Origin of the sequence: Corallococcus silvisoli (genome assembly GCF_009909145.1) — a bacterium.
Lineage (GTDB): Bacteria > Myxococcota > Myxococcia > Myxococcales > Myxococcaceae > Corallococcus > Corallococcus silvisoli.
The window spans coordinates 15,859-40,387 of record NZ_JAAAPJ010000012.1 but is presented as its reverse complement, the minus strand read 5'-3'; the positions used below and the strand labels follow the sequence as shown (position 1 = coordinate 40,387).

Sequence of the window (24,529 nt, the reverse complement as noted above, 5' to 3'; positions counted from 1 at the left end):
GCTCACGCGCGAAGGGCGGACGAAAGCGAGCCCACGAGCGCGTCGAGCCCGTGGCTGAACAGCGTGTAGTGATTGCCTTCCAGCTCCACGAGCTCGCCGCCCGAGGACAGCTGGAGCCACGCCTCCGCGTTCTGCCGCGAGGCGCCTCCGGGCTGCGCGCCCCGACAGAACCAGACGCGGCCGGCGTAGGGCCGGGCCTGGTACGCCGTGAGCGCGCGCATGTTCGCCTTGAACACCTCCGCGTGCGCCCCCAGCGTCGCGCGGTCGAGCTCCGGCGCGATGGCCTCCTGCGCTCGCAGGTCATCCACCACGCGCTCCAGCACCGCCTCCGAGGGCAGGGACCGCAGCGCGCCGGCATCCACCTTCACCCGGCGGGCGGACAACGCGCCCAGGTCCTCCGCGAAGCGCGCCATCAGCGCCGCCTCGTCCATCGCGTCCCCGCCCTGCCCCGCGGGCGGCACGAGCACGTCGATGAGCGCGAGCGTGGCGACCGTGTCACCCGCCGCATGGAGCTGGCGTGCCATCTCGTAGGCCACGACGCCGCCCATGGACCACCCACCCAGGTGATACGGGCCGCGCGGCTGGACCTCGCGGAGCGAGTCCAGGTAGGCGGAGGCCATGGCCTCGATGGACCGGGGCGGCGCACCAGGCGGAACCTGGAGCCCGAAGACGGGCTGCTCCGTCCCCAGCTTGCGCGCCAGCTCCGCGTAGCAGAGGACGCTGCCCCCCACGGGGTGCACCAGGAACAATGGAGGCTTCGTGCCCGCGGGCTGGATGGGCACCAGCGCCCCCCTGCCCTCCTGGGACGTCCCTTCCGCCCCGGACAGCGACGCGGCGAGCAGCTCCACCGTGGGCATCTCGAAGAGGGTCGCGAGCGGCAGCTCCCGGCCCAGCTCCTGGCGCAGCCTCGCCATCAGCCGCACCGCGAGCAGCGAGTTCCCGCCCACTTCGAAGAAGTTGTCGTGGATGCCCACCGGTCCCGGCAGCAGCCCTTCCCAGAGGTGCACCAGCTGCTTCTCCAGGTCCGTGCGGGGCGCCACCCGGGCGACGGGCTGCTTCGGCTGCCGCGCGTCCCCCAGCGACGGCAGCGCGGAGCGATCCACCTTCCCGTTCGCGCTGAGCGGCAGCGCGTCCAGCGTCACGAACGTCTGCGGCACCATGTACTCCGGCAGCTTCGCGCGGAGCGCGTCGCGCAGCGCGTCCATCGCCGGAGGCGCCTCGGCGTCGAGCACCACGTACGCCACCAGCCGCTTGTTGCCCCGCTTCTCACCCACGGCGGACGCCACGGCGGCGCGCACGCCCGGGTGCTGGAGCAGCGCGGTTTCGATCTCGCCCAGCTCGATGCGGAAGCCCTGGACCTTGACCTGGAAGTCCTCGCGGCCCAGGAACTCGATGTCGCCGCTGGGCAGGAAGCGCCCCAGGTCGCCCGTCCGGTACAGCCGCTCTCCGGTCAGCGGATGGCGGATGAAGCTGGCGCGGCTCTTCTCCTCATCCTTCCAGTAGCCCCGCGCGACGCCCACGCCGCCAATGAAGATCTGCCCCGGCACCCAGGTGGGGCACGGCACGAGCGCCTCGTCGAGCACCAGCATCCGCTGGTTCACCATCGCCTTGCCGTAGGGAATGCTGGGCCAGGCCGGGTCGACGTCGCCAATGGGATACAGGATGGACCAGATGGACGCCTCGGTGGCGCCGCCCATGCTGTAGAGCGCGGCCCGGGGCGCCACGGCGCGGATGCGCTCCGGCAGCGACACGGGGATCCAGTCCCCGCTCATCATCACCGTCCTCAACTGGGGCCAGGTCTCCCCACAGCCCGCCAGATGGTCGGCCAGCATCTCCATCAACGCCGGGACGCTGTTCCACACCGTCACGCGGTGCTCGCGCACGAGGTGCAGCCAGCGGCCGGGCTCCCGCAGCTCCCCGGGCTCCGGGATGACCAGCGCTCCGCCCGCGGCCAGCAGGCCGAAGACGTCCCAGACCGACAGGTCGAAGTTCATCGCGGACAGCGCGAACCCCCGGCTGTCCGCGGTGATGTCGAAGCGCGTGTTGACGTCCAGGAGCGTGTTGAGCGCCGCCCGGTGTTCAATCATCACGCCCTTGGGGTGGCCCGTGGACCCGGACGTGTAGATGACGTACGCGAGGTCGTCCGGCCGCTGCACGCTCGCCAGCGGGCCGGCCTCCGGGCGCTGTGCCTCCGGTCCATCGATGGCCAGCACGGCGCCCGGATCCACGCCGGACAGGTCCAGCTTCAGCCAGGACTGGGTCAGCACCTGCCGGGCCCCCGTGTTCTCCAGCAGGTAGCGCAGGCGCGCGGGAGGCAGGTGGGCGTCGATGGGCACGTAGGCCGCGCCGGACTTGAGCACGCCCATCGCGGCCACGACCTGCTCCCAGCCCTTCTCCATCACCACGGCGACGAGCGCGTTGGGCCGCGCACCCTGCTCTCGCAGCCAGCGCGCGACGCGGTTGGAGGCGGCGTCCAGCTCCGCGTACGTGAGCGTGCGGCGCGCGGTGATGACCGCGGGCCGGTCCGGCCCCAGCGCGGCGGCCTTCACGAAGGGCTCGTGGATGAGGCCCTGGACGAGCGGGGCCGCGGTCGCGTTGGCCTGCTGACGGGCCTCCAGTTGCTCCGGCGGCACGAGCAGCCGCGTGCGCTCCGTCCAGGCGGACTCCTCCGCCGCCAGACGCAGCACCAGCCCGGAGTAGGCCTGGAACATGGCGTCGATCATCCCCGCCGGGAACAGCTCCTCGACCACGTCCCAGTTGAGGATGAGCCCCCCGGCGTCCTCCACCACCTGATGGTCCAGGAACACCTGCGGCGTGCGGATGCTGCTGTGGATCTCCTCGCCGCCGGTGCCCATGGCGAGCAGGTGCTGGGCCAGGCCGGCCGGCGCCGCCTCGCCTTCGCGCGAGTGGAAGTTGATGGTGCTCGCGAAGACGACGGGCATGCGGGCACGCCGCATGTCCCCGTCCCGCCGGTTCAGCTCGCGCAGCACCCGGACCCCGCTGAACGAGGCGTGGTCCAGGTCGTTCCACAGCTGCTGCTGAAGCCGCTCCGCCCGGGCGGAGAGGGACTCCGCGCGCTGCACGTCCACCTCCAGCAGCGTGGTGGCGCTGAAGTTGCCAAGCACGCGGTCCACGTGCGGGTGCAGCGGGACGCGGTTGAAGAACAGCACGTTGAGCGTGAAGGCGCGGCTGCGGCCCCACGTCGCCAGCACCTCGGCGTAGGCCGCGCACAGCACCATGGAGGGCGTCACGCCCGCCCCGCGTGCCAGCTCCTTGAAGCGCGCCCACTGCGCCTTCGGCAGCCGGAACGAACGGTGCGTGAAGCGCGGCAGCTCCAGCGTGCCCGGGTGGCGCGCCATCGGGAGCTCCGGCGCCGGGGGAAGCCTGGGCACGCGCTCGCGCCAGTACCTCTCCGCGGCGGCGTAGTCGGGGCCGCTTTCAAGCGCCTGCACGCCCAGGACGTAGTCGCGGAAGGTGATCTCGATGGGCCGCAGCGCCCCCGCCCCCTCGCGGTACACCGTGGACCACTCCTTGAACAACAGCGACGTGCTCCACGCGTCCACCACCAGCGCGTCGAAGCCCAGGTGCAGCCGCGTGCGCTCGCCGTCGATGCGCGTGGCCCGCACGTCGAACAGCGGGAAGCGGTCCGTGCGGAAGACCTGCGTCGCCATCTCCGTCCGGAGGGCCGCCAGCGCCTGCTCGACGTCGGAGGCCTCCTGCCCCCGGAGGTCCACCGTACGGATGACGAACGGGGGGACCGTGGGCAACACCCGCTGCTGCCCGTCCGGCGTGACCACCGCGCGCAGCATGTCGTGGCGCTGGATGATGACGTCCAGGCTCGCGCCCAGCCGCTCCAAGTCCACGCCCAGCAGGTCCACCTCGATGAAGAAGTAGGTCGACACCCCGCCCAGCTCGAACGAACGCGTCCGGCCCAGCAGGTACGCCTGCTGGAGGTCGGTCATGCCGAAGGGCTGGTGGCGTGCCTCCTCGTCGTGCCGCAGCACCCCCACCGGCCCCGAGGAGACCTCCGCCCGCACCGCCAGCGCCTGCTCCAGAGCACCCGCCGCGGTGGCCTCCAAGCCGAGCTGGCCCAGGACCTCCGCGCACAGCGCCTTGAGGTTGGCCCCCGCCAGGAGGCCGCCGAGCGACAGCGCCACGGACAGCTCGTTGGCGACCGCGCTCTTGAGCTCCAGCGCCATCAGCGAGTCGAAGCCCGCGTGTCCCAGCGGCGCGTCCAGGTCGACCTCCGCGGCCGTGGCGCGCAGGATGATCGCGACCTGTCCACGCAGCCACTCGAGGAGCCGGGGCGCGCGCTCCGGCACCGGGAGGCGCGCGAGCACGTCCCGCAGGCCCGTCGACGCGGGACGCGCGGCACGCAGCGGCGCCACCTCCGCGCGCGTCGCCTTCTGGAGCCCTTCGGTCGTCGTGCGCTTGAGCAGCGCCCCTTCCGCGCGCAGGAAGACACGGCCCTGGGCGTCGGCCAGGTCCACGTCCGCGACGAGCGTCGTGTCGCCCTGCTTCCAGGGACGCAGCCGCACGTGGGCCTGGCTCGGCCCCGCCGGAGCGGTGGTTCCGACGACGAACCGCGCCACCTCGACGATCATGTAGATGGCGTCCGCGGGCACATCACCGGGCAGGCACGCGAAGACCGCCTGGAAGAGCGCATCCACCAGCCCCGGGTGGACGCGGTAGTCCTCCGCCTCCCGGCCCTCCGGCGCGCGCATCATCGCGAGCGCCTCGCCCTCGCGGAAGTGGACCTGCTCAATCCAACGCGCCGAGTGCCCCAGCACCAGCTGACGCTGCTCCATGCGCGCGTAGAACTCCGCGCCGTCCAGCTTCCGTGTGCAGTGTTCGAGGACGGCTTCAGCGGACTCCAGGCGTGTGGCCTCTCCGGCCCCCGCGAGCCGCCCCTCCACGTGCATCGCCCAGGCGCCCGAGTCCTCCGGCGCTCCGGGCGGCACGCTGTAGAGCGCGAAGCCGCGCTCCCCCTTCGCGTCCTGCGCGTCCACCACGAGGTGCGCGACGCGCGTCTCCTCCTCGTCCAGCAGGAGGCCGCGACGGACCGAGAGGCCCTCCACGCGGCACGCACCGCCCCCCGGCGTCAGGGCACTCCAGGCCTGGAGCGCGGCCTCCAGGAAGACGCCCACGTTGACCACCCGCATCCCGCCCATGCGGCAGTCGCCCAGACAGGGGTGTTGGGCGGCGTCGTACCGCACTCGGAACTGCGCGGAAGGCAGCGGCGACGGCAGCCGGTGTCCCAGCAGCGTGGGCGCCCCGTCCTTCTCCTCGAGCACCGCCGCGCGACGCGTTCCCGCGCCCGACGCCGCCGTGGGATACCAGTACCGCTTCCGCTCGAAGGCATACGTCGGCAGCGGGACGCGGTGGGGATCGAGCCCCGTCCCGAACGCATCCCAGTCCAGGTCCGCGCCCCGCGTGAACAGGGCTCCGGCGGCCTCCAGCATGGAGCGCAGGGGCTCCAGGCCCTTGCGCATCGAGGGCAGGAAGCTCCGCGCGTCACTGGCCGCGAAGCGCTTCACCATGCCGATCAGGTGCGGCGCGGGCCCCACCTCCACGAAGGTGTCGAAGCCGTTCTCGAGCAGCCACTCCATGCTGGCCTGGAACCGCACGGCCTCGCGGGCGTGGTCACGGAGGTAGCGCGGCCCCAGCGTGGCGGCGTCCACGGGCCGGCCGGTCAGGTTGGAGATGAGCGGAATGGACGGCTCGCGGAACGTGAGCCGGGACGCGGCGCGCTCCAGCTCGTCCAGCATCGGGTCGAGCAGCGGCGAATGGAACGCCTGCGAGACGTTGATGCGCTTGTGCTTGAGCCCCTGCTCCGTCAGGCCGCGCAGCACGTCCTCCACGACGCCCGCGTCACCGGAGATGACCACGTTGTCCGGCGCGTTCACCGCGGCCACGGACACGCGCGCCGACCGCCCCTCCAGCGCCGCGCGCACCTGGGCCTCGCTGGCGAAGACGGACGCCATCGCGCCGGCCTCGGGCAGCGACTGCATGAGCGCGCCGCGCACGGCGAGCAGGGCCACCGCCGCCTCGGGCTCGAAGACGCCCGCCACGCAGGCCGCGACGTACTCGCCCACGCTGTGCCCCAGCACGGCCGAGGGCGTCACGCCCCAGCTGCGCCAGAGCATCGCGAGCGCGTACTCCACGGAGAAGAGCGCGGCCTGGGTGTACCGGGTCTGATCCAACAACCCCGCCGTGAAGCCCTCCGCGCGCAGGAGCGTGAGCAGGGGCACGTCCCAGTGCGGCGTCAGCGCCGACGCGCAGCGCTCCAGGGCCTGCCGGAACACCGGCTGCGTGGCATGAAGCTCCACCGCCATGCCCGGGAACTGACTGCCCTGCCCCGTGAACAGGAAGGCCACCTTGGGCCCCTGCCCGACCTGCGCACGCCCCAGCGAAGCGCCCGCGGGAAGCTCTCCCGCCGCGACAGAGGTCAGCGCGCGCTGGAGTTCGTCCAGGTTGTTCGCGGGGAGCGCCAGCCGCTCCGTGAAGCGGGCCCGCCCCGTGTTCACGCTGAAGCACACGTCCTCCAGCGGGAGGTCGCGCTTCGAGGCGAGGTGCGCCGCGTGACGGCCCGCCAGCTCCGTCAGCGCCGCCGGGCTGCGCGCGGACAGGGTGAAGAGCTGGGCGGAGGGCTCGAAGGCCCTCGCCTCGCGCGCCACCCTCGGAGCCTCCTCCACCACCAAGTGGGCATTGGTCCCGCTCGCGCCGAACGAGCTCACGCCCGCGACGCGCGGACGCTGGGCGCGAGGCCAGGCCTCCGGCTGGGTGACGATGGCCACCGGCAGCGCGTCCAGGTCGATCTCCGGGTTCAGCTCGCGGAACTGGACCTGCGGCGGCAGCTCTTCGTTCTGGAGCGCGAGGATGACCTTCATCAGCCCCGCCGCGCCCGCGGCCGGCTCCAGGTGCCCGATGTTGGCCTTGATGGACCCGATGCGGATCCGCTCCGCGTCGGTGCGGCCCTCGCCCAGCGCGGCGCCCAGCGCGCGGACCTCTATCGGGTCGCCGAGCGGCGTCCCCGTGCCGTGCGTCTCCACGTAGCTGACGCGCTCGGCCCCCACCCGGGCCGCCCGGAGCGCGCCTCGGATGACGTCCTGCTGGGCGGCGGGATTGGGCACCGTGAGGCCACCGCTGCGGCCATCCTGGTTGACGCACGAGCCCCGGATGAGCGCGTGGATGTGGTCCTTCGCCGCCACGGCGTCCGACAGACGCTTGAGCACGAAGACGACGCAGCCCTCGCCCCGGGTGTAGCCATTGGCGTCGCGGTCGAAGGTCTTGCAGTAGCCGTCAGGCGCCAGCATCCCCGCCCGCGACAGCACCACGAACCACTCCGGTGACAGCAGCACGTTCACGCCGCCCGCCAGGGCCAGCGAACACTCCCCCGAGCGCAGGCTCTGACAGGCCTGATGGATGGCCACGGCGGAGGACGAGCAGGCGGTGTCCACGGACAGACTGGGACCGCGCAACCCCAGCCAGTAGGACAGGCGCCCCGCCGCGAACGTCGACGCGTTGCTGGTGAGGCAGTACGCGTCCAGCTGCTCGATGGGCGTCTCCTGCATCAGCTTCTGGCAGTAGTCGTAGTTGGTGATGCCGACGAACACGCCGGCCGTGCTCCCCTCCAGCTTGTCGAAGGGCTGCGCGGCGTTCTCCAGCGCCTCCCAGCTCACCTCCAGGAAGAGGCGCTGCTGTGGATCCAACGTGGCCGCCTCTCGCGGCGAGATGCCGAACACGCCGGCATCGAAGCGGTCGACCTGCTCAAGAAAGCCGCCCCGGAAGGGCTGCCCCTCCGGCGTCGCCGCGTGCCCTCGCTCCGGCGGGAACGCGCGGATGCCGTCGCCCCCGGCCCGGAGAAACCGCCACAGCGCGGCGGGGTCGTCGTTGCCACCCGGAAGGCGGCAGGACATGCCGACCACGGCGATGGGCTCGGTCCGCTGGGACTCGACGGCATCGAGCTTGCCGCGGAACTCACGGATGCGCTCCAGGGCGCGCTGAAGCAGCTCGTCGCGGTTGGGCGCTTCGGTGGAAGCCGGCTGGTGGCTCATGACAGGTCCTTGCTGGAAAGGGAGGAGGTCTCTTCGAGCTCCCGGGCCAGGAGGTCGGCGATGCTGTCCGCGCCGGCTCCTGTCTCCAGGGGCATGAGCCTCGAGGGGGTCGCCTCGGTGCGGTGCGCGGTGGACGGTGCCGGGGGCGGCACCAGGAAGGTGGCCAGCTGTCGGGACAGCCGCTCCACGGAGGGGTTCTCGAAGATGACGGTGACGGCGAACTTGCGCCCCAGCTGCTGCTCCATCCGGTTGCGCAGCTGCCCTGCCATCACGGAGTCCATGCCCATCTGGAAGAAGCCCTCCTTCGGGTCGAGCCGCGCGGCGTCGAACTTCAGGATGCGCGCCACCTCCGTGTGCACCAGGCTCCGCAGCCGGGTGCCTCGCTCACGCTCCGGCAGCGCGGCCCACTCGGCCTGCCTCGCCGTGACCGGCGCGCGAACATCGCCGACGCGCCGGGAGGCGGGCTCCGGGGGCGTGTCACGCACCGCCGCGAGGGGAAGCTCCAGGCTGGTGCCCCGCGTGGAGGTCCGCAGGTTCACCGGCCGCTCCTTGAACCAGAAGGACTCGCGCTCGAAGGGATAGAGCGGAAGGCGGCGGAAGCGCTGATGCGGCGCGAGCAACCCCTCCAGCCGCACGCCCAACCCCGCCGCGTGCAGCGCACCCGCGGACTCCAGCAGGGCCTCCAGCCCGTCCTGGCCCGCACGCAGACTGGGCACCGCGAGCGCATCCGTCGGGCCCTGCCGAGCGGCGACCTCCATCACCGTCGCGACGAACACCGGCTCGGGGCTCAGCTCGACGAAGAGCGCGTGACCCGCGCGCAGCGACTCCTCGAGGGCCGGCAGGACCGACGCCGGATGGCGCAGGCACCGGGACCAGGAGGCGGCGCCCTGAACCTCGCCGTCCAGCTCTGTCCCTTCCGCCGAATACATGGGCACCGACGTGGGCCGAGGGGTCAGCCCCAACCGCTCCGCGGCCAGTGCTTCGGGGGACGCGGTGCCCTTCGTCAGCAGGGCGCCACACCGGGCCGCCACGCGCGCGGCGTCCTCCAGCGAGAGCGCGCCCGCGACATGGGCCGCGGCGATCTCCCCCACGCCCTGCCCCACCACCGCGCCCGGCTCGACGCCCCACGAACGCCACAGCTCGGCGAGCGCCACCTGCACGGCGAAATGCTCACCGACGCTGTCGGCGCCTCCGCGCGGACCTGCCGCCAATTGGAGCGCGCCACGACAGCGCTCCAGGGCCTGGGCGAACACCGGACAGTCTCGGCCCAGCGACTCCAGCCGAGCTCCGGAGAGCGGCTGCTGCGCGGGGAAGACGAACACCGCGCGCCCGGGCCTCCCCGCGGGCCCCGACCGCATCGCCGGGGCACCCTGGTGGAACGCCCGGAGCTTCTGGATGGCATCCTCGCGCGACCGGACCACCAGCCCCACCCGGTGGTTGTGGTGCGTCCTGCGCAGCGCCGCCGTCGCGCAGAGGTCCTCCAGCGGCTCGTGCTGGCCGGGACCGCTCGACAGGTGATCCGCCAGACGCCAGGCCACGTTCGCCAGCGCGGTGCGGCTGCGAGCGGAGAGCACCAGCAGGTGGGCTCGCTCCGCCACGGCCTTGGTCGGACGCGGCGCCGCCTCGGGCCGCGAGGACTCCACGGATCCCAGCACGACGTGCGCGTTGGTGCCGCCCGCGCCGAACGAGCTGACCGCGCCGTACCTGCGCTCGGCGGGGCCCGGCCACGGCGTCAGCTCGGTCGGGACGAAGAGGCGCGTGCCGTCCAGCGAGATGTGGGGGTTGAGCGCCTGGAAGTGCAGGTTCGCCGGGATGGCGCCGTGCTTGAGCGCCAGCGCCACCTTGAGGATGCCGACGATGCCCGCGCCCGCCTCCAGGTGTCCGATGTTCGTCTTGATGGAGCCGAGCGCGCAGGGCCGCCGCTCCCCTTCCGAGCCCCCGTAGATTTCGGACAGGGCCTCGACCTCGATGGGGTCGCCAAGCGAGGTGCCCGTCCCGTGCGCCTCGATGAGGCCCACCTCCGCGCCGGTGAGCCGCGCCCGCTCCAGCGCCTTGCGGATGACCGCGCGCTGCGCCCCGCCGTTGGGGGCGGTGAGGCCGTTGCTGAGCCCGTCCTGGTTGACGGCCGAGCCGTGGATGACGGCCCAGATGTTGTCACCCGCGGCGAGCGCGTCCGACAGGCGCTTGAGCACCACGACGCCGCAGCCCTCGCCGCGCACGTAGCCGTCCGCACGGGAGTCGAACGTCTTGCAGCGACCGTCGGGCGCCAGGGGCAGGCCCTTGGAGTGCGCCACCGACACGACGGGCGACAGCAGAAGGTTGAGCCCGCCCACGATGGCGGTGGAGCTCTCGCCGCCGCGCAGGCTCTGGCAGGCCTGGTGCACCGCCACGAGCGAGGAGGAGCAGGCCGTGTCGAAGGCCATGCTCGGCCCGCGCAGGTCCAACAGGTACGAGAGGCGGTTGGGGATGATGCAGTTCGTGCCGCCCACGAGCGAGTACGTGTCGAGGACGTCCGGCTCGGAGAGCTGGAGCTGGAGGTAGTCGTTCCCGTTGGCCCCCACGAAGACGCCGGTGTCGCTGCCCGCGAGCGCCTTCGCGCTCAGGCCCGCGTCCTCCAGCGCGTGCCACGCTACTTCCAGGAAGAGGCGCTGCTGCGGATCCATCTGCGACGCCTCGCGGGGCGAGATGCCGAAGAAGTACGGGTCGAACCGGTCGGGCGCGTCGAGGAAGGCGCCGTACCGCATGTGCATGCGCCCCGGCGTGGCCACGTCCGCGTCGAAGTACCGCGACACATCCCACCGGTCCGCGGGCACCTCGCTGACCGCGTCCACCTTCCCGCGGAGCATCTTCCAGAGAGACTCCGGGGTCTCTCCTCCCCCTGGGATGCGGCACCCCAACCCGATGATGGCGATGGGCTCCCGGCCACGTGACTCCAGGGCCTCGAAACGGGCCCGGAGGTCCTTCAGCGCGTCGAGGCTGCGCTTGAGCAGCGTGGGATCATTCGCGGTTGGCAATGGGGCCGTCATGGTCAGGACTCCTCGATGAGCTGTTGGACCTGGGCGAGCTCGGCCTCCAGCAGCCGCTCGAGATCCAGGTCGGAAGGGACTTGCGCGACGGGCGGCGCGGAAGGCGGCGGCGCGGCCCGCTCCGGAGGCGGCCGGGACACGGCCGCGGCGGCGGGGGTGGCCTGCTTCAGGACGAAGCCGGTCAGGGCCTCCACCGTGGGGTGGTTCCAGAGCGCGGTCGCGGAGAGCCGGATGCCCGTGCGCGCTTCGATGCGATTGCGCAGCTCCAGCGACATCACGGAGTCCATGCCCAGCGTGCGCAGCGGCTGGTCCATGGGGACCCGAGCCGGGGCCAGCTTGAGCACGGTGGCGACGACCTGCCGCAGCTCCTCCTCCGCGCGAGGCCGCCGCCGCGTCGGCTCCAGCGCGGCCAGCTCGTCGAACAGCGTGCGGGGCACGACGGCCGACGCGCGGGCCTCCTCGCTCCGGGGCGCGGAGCGCGCCACGTCGAGCACGCGGACCTTCAAGCCGTCGACGTGGAACAGCGGCTCGCCCGCGTCGGTGAACGCCACCACGTCCACGCGGAACAGCGGGCCTTCATCGCCCGGACGCAGCCGCGCATGGGCGTGGAAGGTTCCTTCCGGAACGCGGTGGAGCGCGAACGCGTCCACTCCGACGCTGATGATCTGCCGCCCCCGGAACACGAGGCTGGGAGGCAGCGTGGCGATGGCCAGCTGGAGCGCGGAGTCGATGCAGGCCACCGCGGCCAGCTCCGGATCCACGGACGCGGCGGGCGCGACCACGCGCCCCAGCGCCTGAGCATCGCGGGACCAGACGCACTCCACGCCGCGGAACGCGGACCGGTACTCCAGCCCACAGCCCGCCAGCAGCTCGTAGTACCGGACCTGATCCAGGAGCATCGCCGCGGAGCCCCGCAGTGCGTCCCGGGCCGCGAGCGCTTCGAGCGCCCGTTCACGCCCGGCCTGCTCCTGGCCCGCGTCCAGCCAGGCCCGCGCGTGGGGGACCCAGGCTCCGCCCTCCCCCTGGGAGAAGGTCTGGAGCTCCCGCTGGGAACCTCGGACCGAGAGCACGGTCTGCACGCGTGGGGCAGGTCCGGCTCCCAGCACGAGCGGGTGCGGGAAGGTGATGTCCTTCAGCGCCACCGGCGCGCTCCCCATCGCCAGGCGCGCGGCCCGCACCTCCAGGGTCAGGTAGACAGCCCCGGGGACCACCGCGTCGCCGCCCACCCGGTGGTCCGAGAGGAAGTCGGACACCTCCGGGCCCCACTCCGCCTGCCAGTGGTGGAGGCTCGGCTCCACGGCGGACGGCAGGTGCCCCCCCAGAAGCCCTTCACTGCCGCGGCGAGCAGGCCCGGACGCGCGGGCCACGGGCGCGGGCTCGATCCAGAACCGCTCGCGCTGCCACGGATAGGTGGGCAGGGTGACGCCAGGGCGGCCGGCGCGAGCGACCGCGCCCCAGGACACGTCCACTCCCCTCGCGTAGAGCGCCGCCAGGGAGCGGAGCGCCGTCTCCCGTTCGGACTCGTTGCGGCGGAGCGAGGGCAGCACCTCGCCCGCCTCGCCCACGTCCGCCAGCTCCTGCTCCACGGCGGGCAGCAGGATGGGATGCGGGCTCATCTCGATGAAGACGTCATGGCCCGCCGCGCGCGCTCGCCGGACCGCGGAGGCGAAGAGGACTGGATCCCGCAGGTTGCGAACCCAGTAGGCGGGCTCGAAGTCGCGGCCGTCCGTCTCGGCGTCCAGCACCGTGGAGTAGATGGGCACCGCCGCCGTCGTCGGCGCGACGCTGGCCAGCACCTCCAGCAGCTCCGCCTTGAGGACGTCCATCTGCGGGCTGTGGGAGGCGACATCCACCTTGACCCAGCGCCAGAAGACGCCCCGGGCCTGGAGCGCCTGGGAGATGACCTCCAGGGACTCACGGTGGCCGGACAGCACGGTGGACCGGGAGCTGTTGCTCACGGCCACGGAGGCGCGCTGTTCGTGGCCCACGAGTGCGTCCCGGGCCTCGTCCAGCGTCAGCTCCGCCGCGAGCATGGCGCCCTGCCCGCTCACCCGGCGGAGCAGCTGGCTTCGGCCGCAGATGATCCGCGCGGCATGCGCGAGGCTGAGCGCGCCAGCGACATAGGCCGCCGCGACCTCGCCCATGCTGTGGCCGATGACCGCCTTCGGCTCCACGCCCCAGGAGCGCCAGAGCGCGGCCAGACCCGCCGCCACGGCGAAGAGCACCGGCTGCACCACGTCCACCAGGGCCATCCGGGACGCCTCCGCGGAAGCCTCCAGCTCCTCCAGGACGGACCACCCGGTGAGCGCGCGGATGGCGCCATCGCACCGCTCCAGCTCCGCGCGGAAGGCCGGCTCCTGGCGAAGCAGCTGCCGCGCCATCCCGTGCCACTGCGAACCCTGCCCGGGGAAGACGAAGACGACCGACGGCTGCTTCGCGAGGGCTGGCGTCACCAGCCGCTCGTGGGGCTCGCCGCGAGCATGCGCCTCCAGCGCCAGGGCCAGGGACTCTCCATCGCGCGCGACCACCGCCAGCCGCTCCGCGTGGTGCGTCCGGCGCGTCGCGACCGTGGCGGCGACATCCTCCACGCTCACCTGCGGCCGGGCGCGCAGGGACGCGGCCACCCGCCCCGCCAGCTCGCGAAGCGCCTGCGGCGTGTGAGCGGAGAGCGGCACCAGCTCATCGCGCGAGTCACCACCGCCCGTCCCGGAGCACCCCAGCCGGAACAACGTGGCGCGCGCCTCGTGGAAGGCCAGCCGTTCGTCCTCGTCCCGCGTGGTGGACGGAAGCACCACGGGAGGCGGTCGGCGCCCCTCCGCGGCCTGCTGGAGCGCGCCCACCAGCACGGGGTGGGGGCTGAGCTCCACCAGCGCGTCCACGCCCTCGGCCACGAGCGACGCGAGCACGGGGGCGAGCCACACGGGCGTCCGCAGGTTCTGACCGAAGTAGCGCCCATCCACCTCCGGTCCGTCCAGACGCCGTTGGAAGGCGGTGGAGATCATCGGCAGCCGCGCGGGCTTCGGCCGGAGGCCCTGGAGCACCGCTTCGAGCTCCGGGAGGATCGCGTCGATCTGCGGGCTGTGCGCGGCGACGTTCACTCGGATCCGCGCGCAGAGCTCCTTGCGGCGCTTCAGCTCGGCGAGGAGCGCATCGAGCGCGACCGGCTCTCCCGAGAGCACGGTGGACCGGGGACCGTTGTGGCCCGCCAGGACGACCGCGCCGTTCGAGTCCTCCAGGAGTCCGGCCAACGCCGCGGGCGGCAGGTTGACGACCGCCATGCCGCCGCGATCCGCCAGCAGCTTCTGGAGCCGGCTGTAGTGGTGGATGACGAGCGCCGCCTCGTCGAGGTCGAGGATCCCCGCGATGTGCGCGGCCGCGATCTCTCCCAGGCTGTGCCCCACGACCACGTCCGGCGTGATGCCCCAGGCGCGCCACTGCTCCGCCAGGGCGACCTGGAACGCGAAGAGGAGCGGCTGGACCACGTCCACGTCGTCGTAGCGGGCGGAGCCCTCCGCCTTGAACAGCTCCTCCCGGAGCGATTCGCCGGAGTGGACCGCCAGGGCCGCGTCCGCGCGCTCGAAGGCGGCGCGGAAGGCGGGCTCGGTGAGCAACATCCGCCGCCCCATGCCGACCCACTGTCCCCCCTGGGGAGAGCAGACGAACGCCACCTTCGCGGGCCGGTCCAACGCGGTCCCGCGCGTCACCGGCGCGGGCTCCGCGCCCTCCAGGAACGCGCGCAGGCGCCCCTCCAGCTCCACGGTGGAGCGGACGCAGAGCGTGATCCGCTCCCGCCCCGAGCCCTCCGCCGTCAGCGTCTGACAGAGCCTGTCCAACGGGGCCCCGCTCCGCACGGCCTCGAGCGCGAGCCGGGCCCGCGCCCGAAGGCCCTCCGCGTCGTCGGCCGCCAGTCCCAGCCAGGCGAGCCGGGGCGACGGTGCCTCCTGGAGCACGACGTGGGCGTTGGTGCCGCCCCAGCCAAAGGCGCTGACGCCCGCCACCGCGGGCCCGTCCGGCAGCGGCCACGGCTGGGCCGCGCGCGCGACCTCCAGGCGGAGCGCGTCGAAGGGGATGAGCGGATTGGGGCGCTCGAAGTGGAGGCTCGGCACGACGGTGCGCCGCTCGACGCACAGGCACGCCTTGAGGAAGCCCGCGATGCCCGCGGCCCCCTCCAGGTGGCCGATGTTCGTCTTCACCGAGCCGATGAGCAGGGGGCGTCCGTCGGCGCGCGCCTTCGCGAACACGGCGCCCAGGGCCCCCGCCTCGATGGGATCCCCCAGCGCGGTGCCCGTGCCGTGCGTCTCGACGTAGCCGACCGCGCCCAGCTCCACCCTCGAGCGCGCATACACCTGACGGAGCAGCTTCTCCTGGGCCTCCGGGTTGGGCGCCGTGAGGCCGTTGCTCGGCCCATCGTTGTTGCTGTGGGTCGCCCGGATGACGCAGCGGATGGAGTCACCCGCGGCGAGCGCGGCGGAGAGCGGCTTGAGGATCACCACGCCGCCCCCCTCTCCCCGCCCGAACCCGTCCGCGCTCGCATCGAAGGCCTTGCACCGGCCATCCGCGGACAGGCCGCCGAAGCGCGTCAGCGCCACCATCGTGTGCGGCGAGGCCATCACGCTGACGCCGCCGACGATGGCGGTGGTGCTCTCCCCCGCCCAGAGGCTCTGGCAGGCCAGGTGGACCGCCACCAGCGACGACGAGCAGGCCGTGTCCAGCACGAGGCTGGGGCCCTGGAGGCCCAGCACATAGGACAGGCGGTTGGCGATCATGTTGAGCGCCTGCCCGGTGGCCGTGTGCGGCGTGATGCGCTCCGGCTCCGCCCCCCCCAGCTCCGCGTAGTCCCTCCAGATGGCCCCGACGAACACCCCCGTGGCCGTCGAGCGCAGGGCGCCAGGAACGATGCCCGCGTCCTCCAGCGCCTCCCACGCCAGCTCCAGGAACAAGCGCTGCTGCGGATCCATCTCCGTCGCCTCGCGAGGAGAGATGCCGAAGAACAGCGGATCGAACCCGGCGATGTCCGCGAGGAAGCCGGCCCGGCGCGGCACCCGCTGCGCCCCGCCGCCCCGGTCCGCCTGCTGGAGCCGCCCATCGCTCCAACGTCCAGGCGGCACCTCCGTCACCGCGTCACGCCCCTCCCGAAGCAGCTCCCAGAAAGAGGCGATGTCCGGAGCGCCGGGGAGGCGGCAGGCCATGCCCACGACCGCGATAGGCTCGCCGTGGGCCACCGACGACGCGGCCTCCACCGGTGCCGCGTCGTCCGCGCCCTCGGAGGACAGGTGCCGCAGCAGCGCCTCCACGCTGGGGTGGCGCCAGAAGACCGTCGGAGACACCTCCCGCCCCGCCAGCGCCGACAGGCTCCGCCCGAGCGCCACCGCGCCCAGCGAGTCGAGCCCGTAGTGGGTGAAGGGCCGGCGCGCGTCGATCTGCGCCGGAGCCACGCCATTGCGCAGGGCCAATGCCTCCAACAGGTGGGCCCGGAGTGCCGACAGCACGGACGCTTCCGTCACTGGAGCAGACATCATCTCGCCATCCCCAAGGCAGTTCCCCCTGTCAGCCCTTCCCCAAGGGCGTGGGTTCCACGTCAGCGTGTCCGGGACCGCGGTCGCGCTGTTTCATGCTCAAGACAAAACAAGACCTCGCCGCCGGCCGCGGCCGCACGCACCCGCGCGGCAGGGCCGGGGCGTGAGACATTGTCAAATGTCTGAAATGGAGCCGGTGATGGACTCGCGACGGGCGGAAGCTCCGCCTGGAAGGCCGGGCGGTCCGCTGCCGGGCCCCCCTGCGCGCCCGGGGCCACCGGGCGCCGGAATGCCTAACGCGTGACGCCCCCCGCGGGGCGGGTCCACGCGAATTCCTTCAGGGCGGGCTCCAGCTCCACGCCACCGAGGTGATTCGCGTAGTTCACCAGCACCTGCTGGGACAGCGCCAGGAGGACGTCCAGCGCGTTGGCGGGCGTGAAGCCCTGCGCCGTGAACCGGCTCCAGAGCGCGTCATCCACGAAGCCCTTCTCGCGAACCACCGTGCGGGTGAACTCCGCGAGCACCTCCAGCCGGGGGTCGGGAAGCGCCGCTCCCGTCCGGAGCGCGGCGACGATCGCATCCGGTACCTGGAGCTTGCGACATAGAAAACTATGGAAGGCCATACAGTACGAACAGTCATTCTCCCAGCCGATGGTCATGATGACCACCTCGCGCTCGTGCGCGCTCAGGGAGGACTGCGCCAGGATGGGCCCCAGCTGCGCGAAGCCTTGCGTCGCGCTGGGCGACTCCGCCATCAACCCCAGCAGGTTCGAACGGAAGCCCGCGGACTTCTCGACAGCGGCCAGCACCGGACGGGACTGCTCCGGAGCGCTTTCAATCGTATGAATCCTCAGTCGCCCCAAGACTCACGCTCCCCATTGCGTTATTGCTTTAAATCAACAATGCCACCTAAGCATTGACCTTTCAACAACGATTCGCATTCCTTCCATTTCTTTCAAGCGGCGCCCGAAATGAATTTGATATGAATTTCCGGGCACTTTTCATCCTGGAATTCCCCTGCGATTCCAGCCACTTGCGATTCGACCGCGAAGATTCGACGATCGAGGCGTAACGCGCGGGGGGGTTCGCGACCTTAATGACTGGCAAACCGCAATCATGCGGTCCCATGGAGTTTTCATGTCCCGTCTCAACCTTGTCGACGCTTCTCACGCCACGCTCAAACCCATCAAGGAAAAGCTGGGCGCCAACCTCCCTCCGCCGGTCCGGGTGCTTGCCAATTCGCCCGCGGCGATGAATGCCTTCTTCGCCCTGCACGGGACGCTGGGCCAGGGGCAGCTGTCGCCGCGCGTCCGGGAGCAGCTGGCCATCGCGGTGGGCAACGCGCAGGGCTGCCGCTACTGCGTCTCGCACCACACGCAGCTGGGCCGCCGGACGGGGCTCTCCGATCAGGAGCTGGATCAGGCGCGCTCGGGCCGCGCGCCCGACGCCAAGGTGGAGGCCGCGCTCCAGTTCGCCCGGCAGATCGCCGCGCGCCGTGGCGCCGTGACGGACGCGGAGCTGGCGACGGTCCGCGCCGCGGGCTGGAACGACGGTGACGTGGTGGAGATGCTGGCGCAGGTCGTCGCCATCACCTTCGGCAACTACCTCAACCATCTGGCGCAGACGGAGATCGACATTCCGCCCGTGGACCTGGTGCCCGCGGCGGTGATCGACGGAATCCACGCGTGACCGCGACCTTCGAGCCCGGAGCCCGGTTTCCGGACCTGGAGCTCCAAGACAGCGAGGGCAAGCCCACGCGGTTGGGCGAGGCCATGGGCGGCGAGGCGGCGGTGGTGTTCTTCCTCCGCAACGCCGCGTGCCCCGTCTGCCGCAACCACCTGAAGACGCTGGCGAAGCGCCAGGGCGACATCGCGACGAACGGAGCGCGCGTGATCTCCGTCGTCCCGGACGGCCCGGAGGAGGCGCGGGAGCTGGCGGCGTGGCTGGGCCTGCCCGTGCCGGTGCTCACGAGCGGTTCGGGGTCGCACGCGGACGCGGGCCTGGAACCGATGCTCTGGGGCAAGCTCCAGCCCAGCGGCACGGTGCTCCTGGGCGCCTCCCGGCAGGTCGTCTACGGAAGGCAGTCCGCCCTGCCGCCGCTGGGCTTCAATGAGAAGGAGTTGATGAACGCGCTCGCGCAAGGCGGGCACCGCGCCGGGTAGGCGTGCGTCGCCCTGCGTCATCCAGGAGTTCCTGGCCTTCCCCCTTCGGCGCGAAAAGCCGAAGGGGATTAGGATGGCGGAGCCATGCCTGATGACCGAGTCCGAGACCCCGCCACGGAGCGAGCCGAGTTCCTCTCCTGGATCACCCTGCTCGTCCACCAGCACCGTGCGCGCCTCGTGACGAGCGCGAGGCGGCGGGGGTTGCCCCCCGAGGACGCGCTCGACTGTGTCCAGGATGCGTTCGTGACGTTCCTGCGGATGCCGGAGGCGACGACGTTGTCGGCCCGCTCGAACGAGGTGGAGCGCCTGCTCTCGACGCTGGTCGCCCACGCCGCGCTGAACCAGCGGCGCAAGCTGGCCCGGCGGTCCCTGCCCGCGGAGATCGAGCTCTCCGAAGTGGCCTCCGACCTGCCCTCCGCGGACACGCTGGTGGCGGAGGCGGAGGCGCGGGTGAGCCTGGTGCGCTGTGTCGAACAGCTCTCGCAGATGCAACAGGCGGTGATCCGGCTCCGGCTGCTGGACGAGTGTCCCGGCGAGGAGGTCTCCACGCTGCTGGGACTGTCGCCGGAGAACGTCCGCATCCTGTTGTTCCGCGCGCGCCAGCGCCTGCGGGAGTGTCTGGTGCTGGCCATGAAGGATCAGGACGCCCCCCACCAGGCCGCGACGGAGACCGCCCCGGCGTCGCCGCAGGGCTCCGCGCTGGACCGGGTGTGAGCCCGCCCGCCTGAGCCTCGGACAGAAAGCGGCGCGTGAGATGTCCCACGCCCGCCGGTTCGCGTGTCCATGGAGGGCGGGGCCCGTCCCGCGCCATCCTGTGAGGCCTTCATGCGAGCAGCCCGGCTGCTTCGTCTCTTCTCACGCGCCCTGAGGACCACGCTGGCGGCCCCGCTGCTCGTCGTGGGATGCCAAGGGAACGACTTCGCGGAGCCTGTCGCGCCCGCCGAGCCCACCGCGCCCGCCGTGCCTACCGACCTGGGCCAGTACTCCGACGTCGAGTGCGTGAATGGCGCGCCCGCCATCAGCGACCTGTCGATTGAGCCTCCTGCGGATTCGGTCCAGCTCCGCGCCATCTACCTTCAGCGCAAGCCCCCCACGGTCCATGTCCGGACGACGGAGGGAGCGGTCTGCGCGACGGCCTCCGACCCGCGGGCGTGTGAGTCCCGGCTCGACACGCTGGAGGTTCAAGAGGGCTTTCCGCGCACCTGTGGCATCTACGTGGACTGTGGTTCTGATTTCCTGACGATGACCCGGGGTGACGAGGCGGCGGCCTTCACGAGCGCGGCGGCGGTCAAGGAACTGCTGGGCCGCATCGACACGCCCCAGGACGCGGCGCTGCTGGCCTTCGCGGCGGGCTATTCCCTGTGCGAGTGGACCGGGGACCGGCACGGCAAGGTGCGGCTCCTACCGGATGGGACCTTCAGCGTCATCGGCACGCAGGGCTACCCCTGTGGCGAAGGCACGGCCCTGACGCAGCACGTGCTGGCCATCACCCGTGCTGGCGAGCTCACGGAGAAGCAACGCACCGTCCTCGAGAAGGGCGACCCCCTCTGCACCATCGGCCGGCGGCCCGTGGGACTCCAGGAGGCGCGCGCCGGTGACTGCGAGGATGCGCGGGGCCGCTACTTCGCGGACGCAGCGCGGCTGGAGGCCGCGTCCATCCACGCCTTCCTGCGCCTGCGTGAGGAGCTGGCCCTGCATGGCGCGGACACGGCGTTGCAGGACGCGGCGCTCTTGAGCGCGGAGGACGAGGTGCGCCACACCGCCGTCACCGCGCGGCTCGCCCTCCGTTACGGCGCCATCCCGCCTCCGCCCGCGGTGGCCGCCCTTCCCTTGCGTCCCCTGAGGGAGGTGCTGCTCGACAACGCCGTGGAGGGTTGTGTGCGGGAGACCTACGGCGCGCTGCTGGCCCACCATCAGGCCCTGCATGCGCGCGACCCGGAGATCCGCGAGGCGATGCTCCGCATCGCCCAGGACGAAACGCGCCACGCCGGCCTGTCCTGGGACATCGACGCGTGGGCTCGCTCGAAACTGTCATTGGAGGAGCACTCCATCCTGAGGGAGGCGCGGCGCCGCGCCGTCGAAGCGCTGCGCGCGGAGGTGGCCGTGCCGCTCGACCCGCGGCTCACCGCCGACGCCGGACTGCCATCCCCCGAGGTCGCGGAGACCCTGCTGGACGTACTTGAGCAGGAACTCTGGGCCTGCTGATAGGCTTCTGGGGCCGAAAGGGAGTCTTGCCCCTCTGCCTCGGAGTCATTCATGGGTTCGCATTGGATGCTGTCCAAGGTCACCTTGACTGACGCGCTCGGGCCATCACTCCGGCCCAGCCCCCTCCGGCCATGAGCTCGACACCGCGCCCGCCCAGGTCTCCGCTGCTCGCCCGGTCCGCGGGCCCGTTTGGCAACCGCCTGGTGGCGACACGGGCGATCGCGGCGGGAGAGGTGCTCATCGAAGCCATGGAAGGCCTCCAGGTCCCGGAGCCTGGACGTCACACGCTCCAGGTGGGCCGCAACCGCCACCTGGAGGCGCCGCCGGACTCCCCCTGGCGCGACCTCAACCACGCGTGCGAGCCCACTGCCCGGCTGGAGTCCGCTCCTGGGACGGCCCAACTCCAGCTCGTGGCACGGACGGGGATCGCCGCGGGTCAGGAGGTCACGATCAACTACCTGACCACCGAGTGGTCCCTGGCGGAGCCCTTCGCCTGCCACTGTGGCGCGACCACGTGCGTGGGGCAGGTGCGCGGCGCCCGCCACCTCACCGACGCGCAGCGCGATCCCCTGGCCTCGGAGTTCCTGCCGCACCTCCAGCAACAGCTGCTGGTGCTGTCCGCGACCCCGCCGTGGTACCGCGACGCCTTCTCCATCACCGACGCGGTCTGGTACCGCTCGCTCGATGCCACCGCGGAGCGGGAGGTGGAGCAGGTCCTGCGCCTCCTGGAACTGAAGCCCGGCGCGGACATCCTGGACCTGTGCTGCGGACATGGCCGCCACGCGCACGAGCTGGCCCGGCGAGGCTTCCGCGTCACCGGCCTGGACCTGTCCGCCGAACGCCTGGGCATGGCCCGCGAGCGCGCGCTCCGCGACGGAACGCAGCTCACCTGGGTGGAGGCGGACATGCGCGCCATCCCCACGGGAGGCCACGACGCCGTCATCCTGCTCTCCTCCTCCTTCGGCTTCCTGGAGGACGACGCGGCCCACCTGGAGGCGCTGCGCTCCGCGTTCGCCGCGCTGGCCCCCGACGGCCAGCTCCTCATCCAAACCGACAACCGCGACCACGCCATCCGCCAGCCCCCGCGCCAGTGGGGAGAGGACGACACCCTGCTCTGGTGGGAGGAGAACCGCTTCGACCCGCTCACCAGCCGCAACCACCGCCGCTACAGCGGCCGGCATTTGAAGACGGGCAAGACATACGAACAGCGCTTCCACTACCGCCTCTTCTGCGCGCACGAGCTGGGCGCCATGCTGGAGCAAGCCGGGCTGCGGGTGGAGGGCTGCTGGGGCGGGCTGGACGGCCAGCCCCTCACGCTGGACAGCCCGGAGCTGGTCCTCAGGGCGCGGCGTCCGCGCTGAGGGACAGCACCTCCGAGCGCAGCTCGGGGAACACCTTGCCCACCTTGCCGAGCAGGTAGTCCCCGTACGTGCCCCGGAAGGCGTGGACGCTCTGACGGTCCCAGCGCTCCGCGTGGTCGTCCTCGCCCGCGTCCCTCAAGACCGGCGAGTCGATGGCATGAATCTCCGCCGTCCAGTCCGGATCAAAGAAGAGCGGCAGCGACAGCCGGTCGCGGCCCGCGCGGTTGAGCACCCGGTGCGGCGTGGAGCGGTACACGCCCCGAGTCATCCGGTCGAGCATGTCACCGATGTTGCACACGAACGCGTCCTCCACTGGCGGCGCGTCCACCCAGCGCGTGTGCCCATCCTGCCGCGTCTTCACCTGGAGCCCGCCCGCGTCGTCCTGCTTGAGGATGGTGAGCACGCCGTAGTCGGTGTGTTCACCCACGCCCCACACCGGCAGCCCCTCGGCGTCCACCTCCGGGCCCGGTGGGTAGTTGAAGATGCGGAACAGCACCGTGGGGTCCGCCATGTACCGCTGGGAGAAGTGGTCCGCCTCCAGCTCCAGGCTGAGCGCGAGGCCGGACATCAGCGAGTGCCCCACCGACGTCAGCGCCGCCATGTAGTCCAGCACCGCGCCACGCAGCGCCTCGGGTCGCGCGGGGAACAGGTTGGGTCCGTGCAGCGGCGTGCCGGCGCGCACGCGCGGATCCTCCGGCGGCAGCTCCGTGCCGAAATACAGCCCCTCCTTGCGGTCCGGCCGGCCGGACGTGAGCTCCCCGCCCACGGGGAAGAAGCCCCGCCACGCCCGGCCGCCCAGCGACATGCGCACCCGCTGCTTCTCCTCCTCCGGGGACGCGAAGAAGTCCCGCGCCAGCGCCTCCAGCCGGGCCTGGAGCCCCACGTCCACCCCGTGCCCCACGACATAGAAGAACCCGGTGTGCCGACACGCCGCGCCCATGCGCGCGGCGACCTCTCGGCGGGCCTGGAGGCTCGAGGTGGGGTCGACCAGGGCGCGGACGTCGATGAGGGGCACGGTGTCCATGGGGCGGACTCTAACGCGCCACGGCCGATGCGGGTGTTGGGAAGCCGCCAGCAACAGGCCCTCGTGTCCATCCGCTCCAGGGCGGATTCCCGCTAGCCTCCGAGCCCATGACATCCGCTCCCGTCCCCGGCTCCCCGTTGCGTGTGGGTCTCCTCGGCTATGGCCTGTCGGGCTCGCGCTTCCACGGGCCGCTCATCGCCGCGGAGCCCGCGTTCAAGCTGGCCGCCGTGGCCTCGCGCCGCGCGGAGGTCGTGGCGCGCGACTGGCCGGGCGTCCGCACGGGCACGGTGGAATCACTCCTGTCGGATCCGGACCTGCACGTGCTCGTCGTGTGCACGCCCAATGACATGCACGCGTCGCTCGCCGAACAGGCCCTGCGCGCGGGCAAGCACGTGGTGGTGGAGAAGCCCTTCGCGCTCGACGCGGACCAGGCGCTGCGGCTGGACGCGCTCGCGAGGGAGCGTGGGCTGTGTCTCACCGTCTTCCACAACCGGCGCTGGGACGGCGACTTCCTCACCGTGCGACAGCTCCTGGCCCAGGGACGGCTGGGGACGCTCTACAGCCTGGAGAGCCACTTCGACCGGCTCCGCCCGCAGGTGAAGGCGCGCTGGAAGGAACAGGATGTGCCCGGCGGCGGCACGCTGTGGGACCTGGGGGCCCACCTGGTGGATCAGGCCGTGCAGCTCCTGGGCATGCCGGAGTCGGTGGCCGCGGACCTGGGGAGACAGCGTCCCGGCGCGCAGGGCACGGACTGGTTCCACCTGGTGCTTCGCTACGGCGCGCTGCGCGTGCTGCTGCACTCCGGCTCGGTGGTGCACGCACCGTGGCCCCGCTTCATCTTGCAGGGCGACCGGGATGCGTACGTGAAGCACGAGCTGGACCCACAGGAGGGGCAGCTGGAAGCGGGCCTGCGCCCCGGCCACCCGGACTTCGGTCGCGAGCCCGCCGCGCGCCATGGCCGGCTGCTGGCATCGGGAGAGACCGTCGCCACCGTGCCCGGCGACTACGGCCAGTTCTATCGCCAGCTCGCCTCGGCCATCCTCCACGGCGAGCCCGTCCCCGTGACAGCCGTGAGCGCGAGCCAGACCGTGCGAGTCATCCAGGCGGCCCTCCAAAGCGACGCGGAGGGCCGCCGCATCGCCCTCGCGTGAGTCGGTGCGCCCGGCCCAGCGCCCGGA

11 protein-coding genes are annotated in these 24,529 nt (G+C 72.3%); 6 read left to right on the top strand and 5 right to left on the bottom strand.

Annotated features, from left to right (window positions below; translation table 11 throughout):
* Window positions 1-2: 2 nt before the first annotated feature.
* The 4 genes from GTY96_RS23560 to GTY96_RS23545 form a co-directional block, all read right to left on the bottom strand.
* Window positions 3-8,057 carry a non-ribosomal peptide synthetase/type I polyketide synthase gene (locus GTY96_RS23560; protein ID WP_161665888.1) on the bottom strand — a complete coding sequence of 2,685 codons (8,055 nt, stop codon included), beginning with the start codon at window positions 8,055-8,057 and terminating at the stop codon, window positions 3-5.
* Window positions 8,054-11,083, bottom strand: a complete 3,030-nt coding sequence (locus GTY96_RS23555; protein ID WP_161665887.1) for a type I polyketide synthase — start codon at window positions 11,081-11,083, stop codon at window positions 8,054-8,056. Before GTY96_RS23555 ends, GTY96_RS23560 begins: the two co-directional genes overlap by 4 nt.
* 2 nt (window positions 11,084-11,085) lie before the next feature.
* Entirely contained in the window at window positions 11,086-16,587 is a 5,502-nt protein-coding gene (locus GTY96_RS23550) for a type I polyketide synthase (protein ID WP_161665886.1), read from the bottom strand.
* Between the two features lie 305 nt (window positions 16,588-16,892).
* Window positions 16,893-17,462 (bottom strand): carboxymuconolactone decarboxylase family protein, encoded by a 570-nt coding sequence (locus GTY96_RS23545; RefSeq protein ID WP_161665885.1) that lies wholly within the window; start codon window positions 17,460-17,462, stop codon window positions 16,893-16,895.
* A gap of 274 nt (window positions 17,463-17,736) precedes the next feature.
* On the opposite strand from GTY96_RS23545, the gene GTY96_RS23540 reads away from it, so the two are divergent.
* The 5 genes from GTY96_RS23540 (at window position 17,737) to GTY96_RS23520 (ending at window position 22,327) form a co-directional block, all read left to right on the top strand.
* A complete protein-coding gene (locus GTY96_RS23540; RefSeq protein ID WP_143904986.1) occupies window positions 17,737-18,288 on the top strand; it encodes a carboxymuconolactone decarboxylase family protein in 552 nt (183 codons plus the stop codon).
* A complete protein-coding gene (locus tag GTY96_RS23535; protein ID WP_143904985.1) occupies window positions 18,285-18,761 on the top strand; it encodes a redoxin domain-containing protein in 477 nt (158 codons plus the stop codon). Before GTY96_RS23540 ends, GTY96_RS23535 begins: the two co-directional genes overlap by 4 nt.
* Window positions 18,762-18,845: 84 nt before the next feature.
* Window positions 18,846-19,475 (top strand): RNA polymerase sigma factor, encoded by a 630-nt coding sequence (locus tag GTY96_RS23530; protein WP_143904984.1) that lies wholly within the window; start codon window positions 18,846-18,848, stop codon window positions 19,473-19,475.
* A gap of 111 nt (window positions 19,476-19,586) precedes the next feature.
* On the top strand, window positions 19,587-20,966 hold the full coding sequence (locus GTY96_RS23525; RefSeq protein WP_161665884.1) for a ferritin family protein: 1,380 nt from the start codon (window positions 19,587-19,589) through the stop codon (window positions 20,964-20,966).
* A gap of 203 nt (window positions 20,967-21,169) precedes the next feature.
* A complete protein-coding gene (locus GTY96_RS23520; RefSeq protein WP_328700977.1) occupies window positions 21,170-22,327 on the top strand; it encodes a methyltransferase domain-containing protein in 1,158 nt (385 codons plus the stop codon).
* Here the strand turns inward: GTY96_RS23520 and GTY96_RS23515 are convergent.
* Window positions 22,305-23,351, bottom strand: coding sequence for an isopenicillin N synthase family dioxygenase (locus tag GTY96_RS23515; protein WP_161665883.1), 1,047 nt, complete (start codon window positions 23,349-23,351; stop codon window positions 22,305-22,307). The two genes, GTY96_RS23520 and GTY96_RS23515, sit on opposite strands and share 23 nt — an antisense overlap.
* A gap of 143 nt (window positions 23,352-23,494) precedes the next feature.
* Between GTY96_RS23515 and GTY96_RS23510 the strand changes: the two genes are divergently transcribed.
* A complete protein-coding gene (locus tag GTY96_RS23510; RefSeq protein WP_328700993.1) occupies window positions 23,495-24,502 on the top strand; it encodes an oxidoreductase in 1,008 nt (335 codons plus the stop codon).
* Window positions 24,503-24,529 lie beyond the last annotated feature (27 nt).

What these genes read in the sequence shown, in the direction of transcription:
- GTY96_RS23530 (WP_143904984.1), top strand. Translation starts at nt 18,846, where the DNA reads ATGCCTGATGACCGAGTCCGAGACCCCGCCACGGAGCGAGCCGAGTTC.
- GTY96_RS23540 (WP_143904986.1), top strand. Translation starts at nt 17,737, where the DNA reads ATGTCCCGTCTCAACCTTGTCGACGCTTCTCACGCCACGCTCAAACCC.
- GTY96_RS23560 (WP_161665888.1), bottom strand. Translation starts at nt 8,057, where the DNA reads ATGAGCCACCAGCCGGCTTCCACCGAAGCGCCCAACCGCGACGAGCTG.
- GTY96_RS23515 (WP_161665883.1), bottom strand. Translation starts at nt 23,351, where the DNA reads ATGGACACCGTGCCCCTCATCGACGTCCGCGCCCTGGTCGACCCCACC.
- GTY96_RS23525 (WP_161665884.1), top strand. Translation starts at nt 19,587, where the DNA reads ATGCGAGCAGCCCGGCTGCTTCGTCTCTTCTCACGCGCCCTGAGGACC.
- GTY96_RS23555 (WP_161665887.1), bottom strand. Translation starts at nt 11,083, where the DNA reads ATGACGGCCCCATTGCCAACCGCGAATGATCCCACGCTGCTCAAGCGC.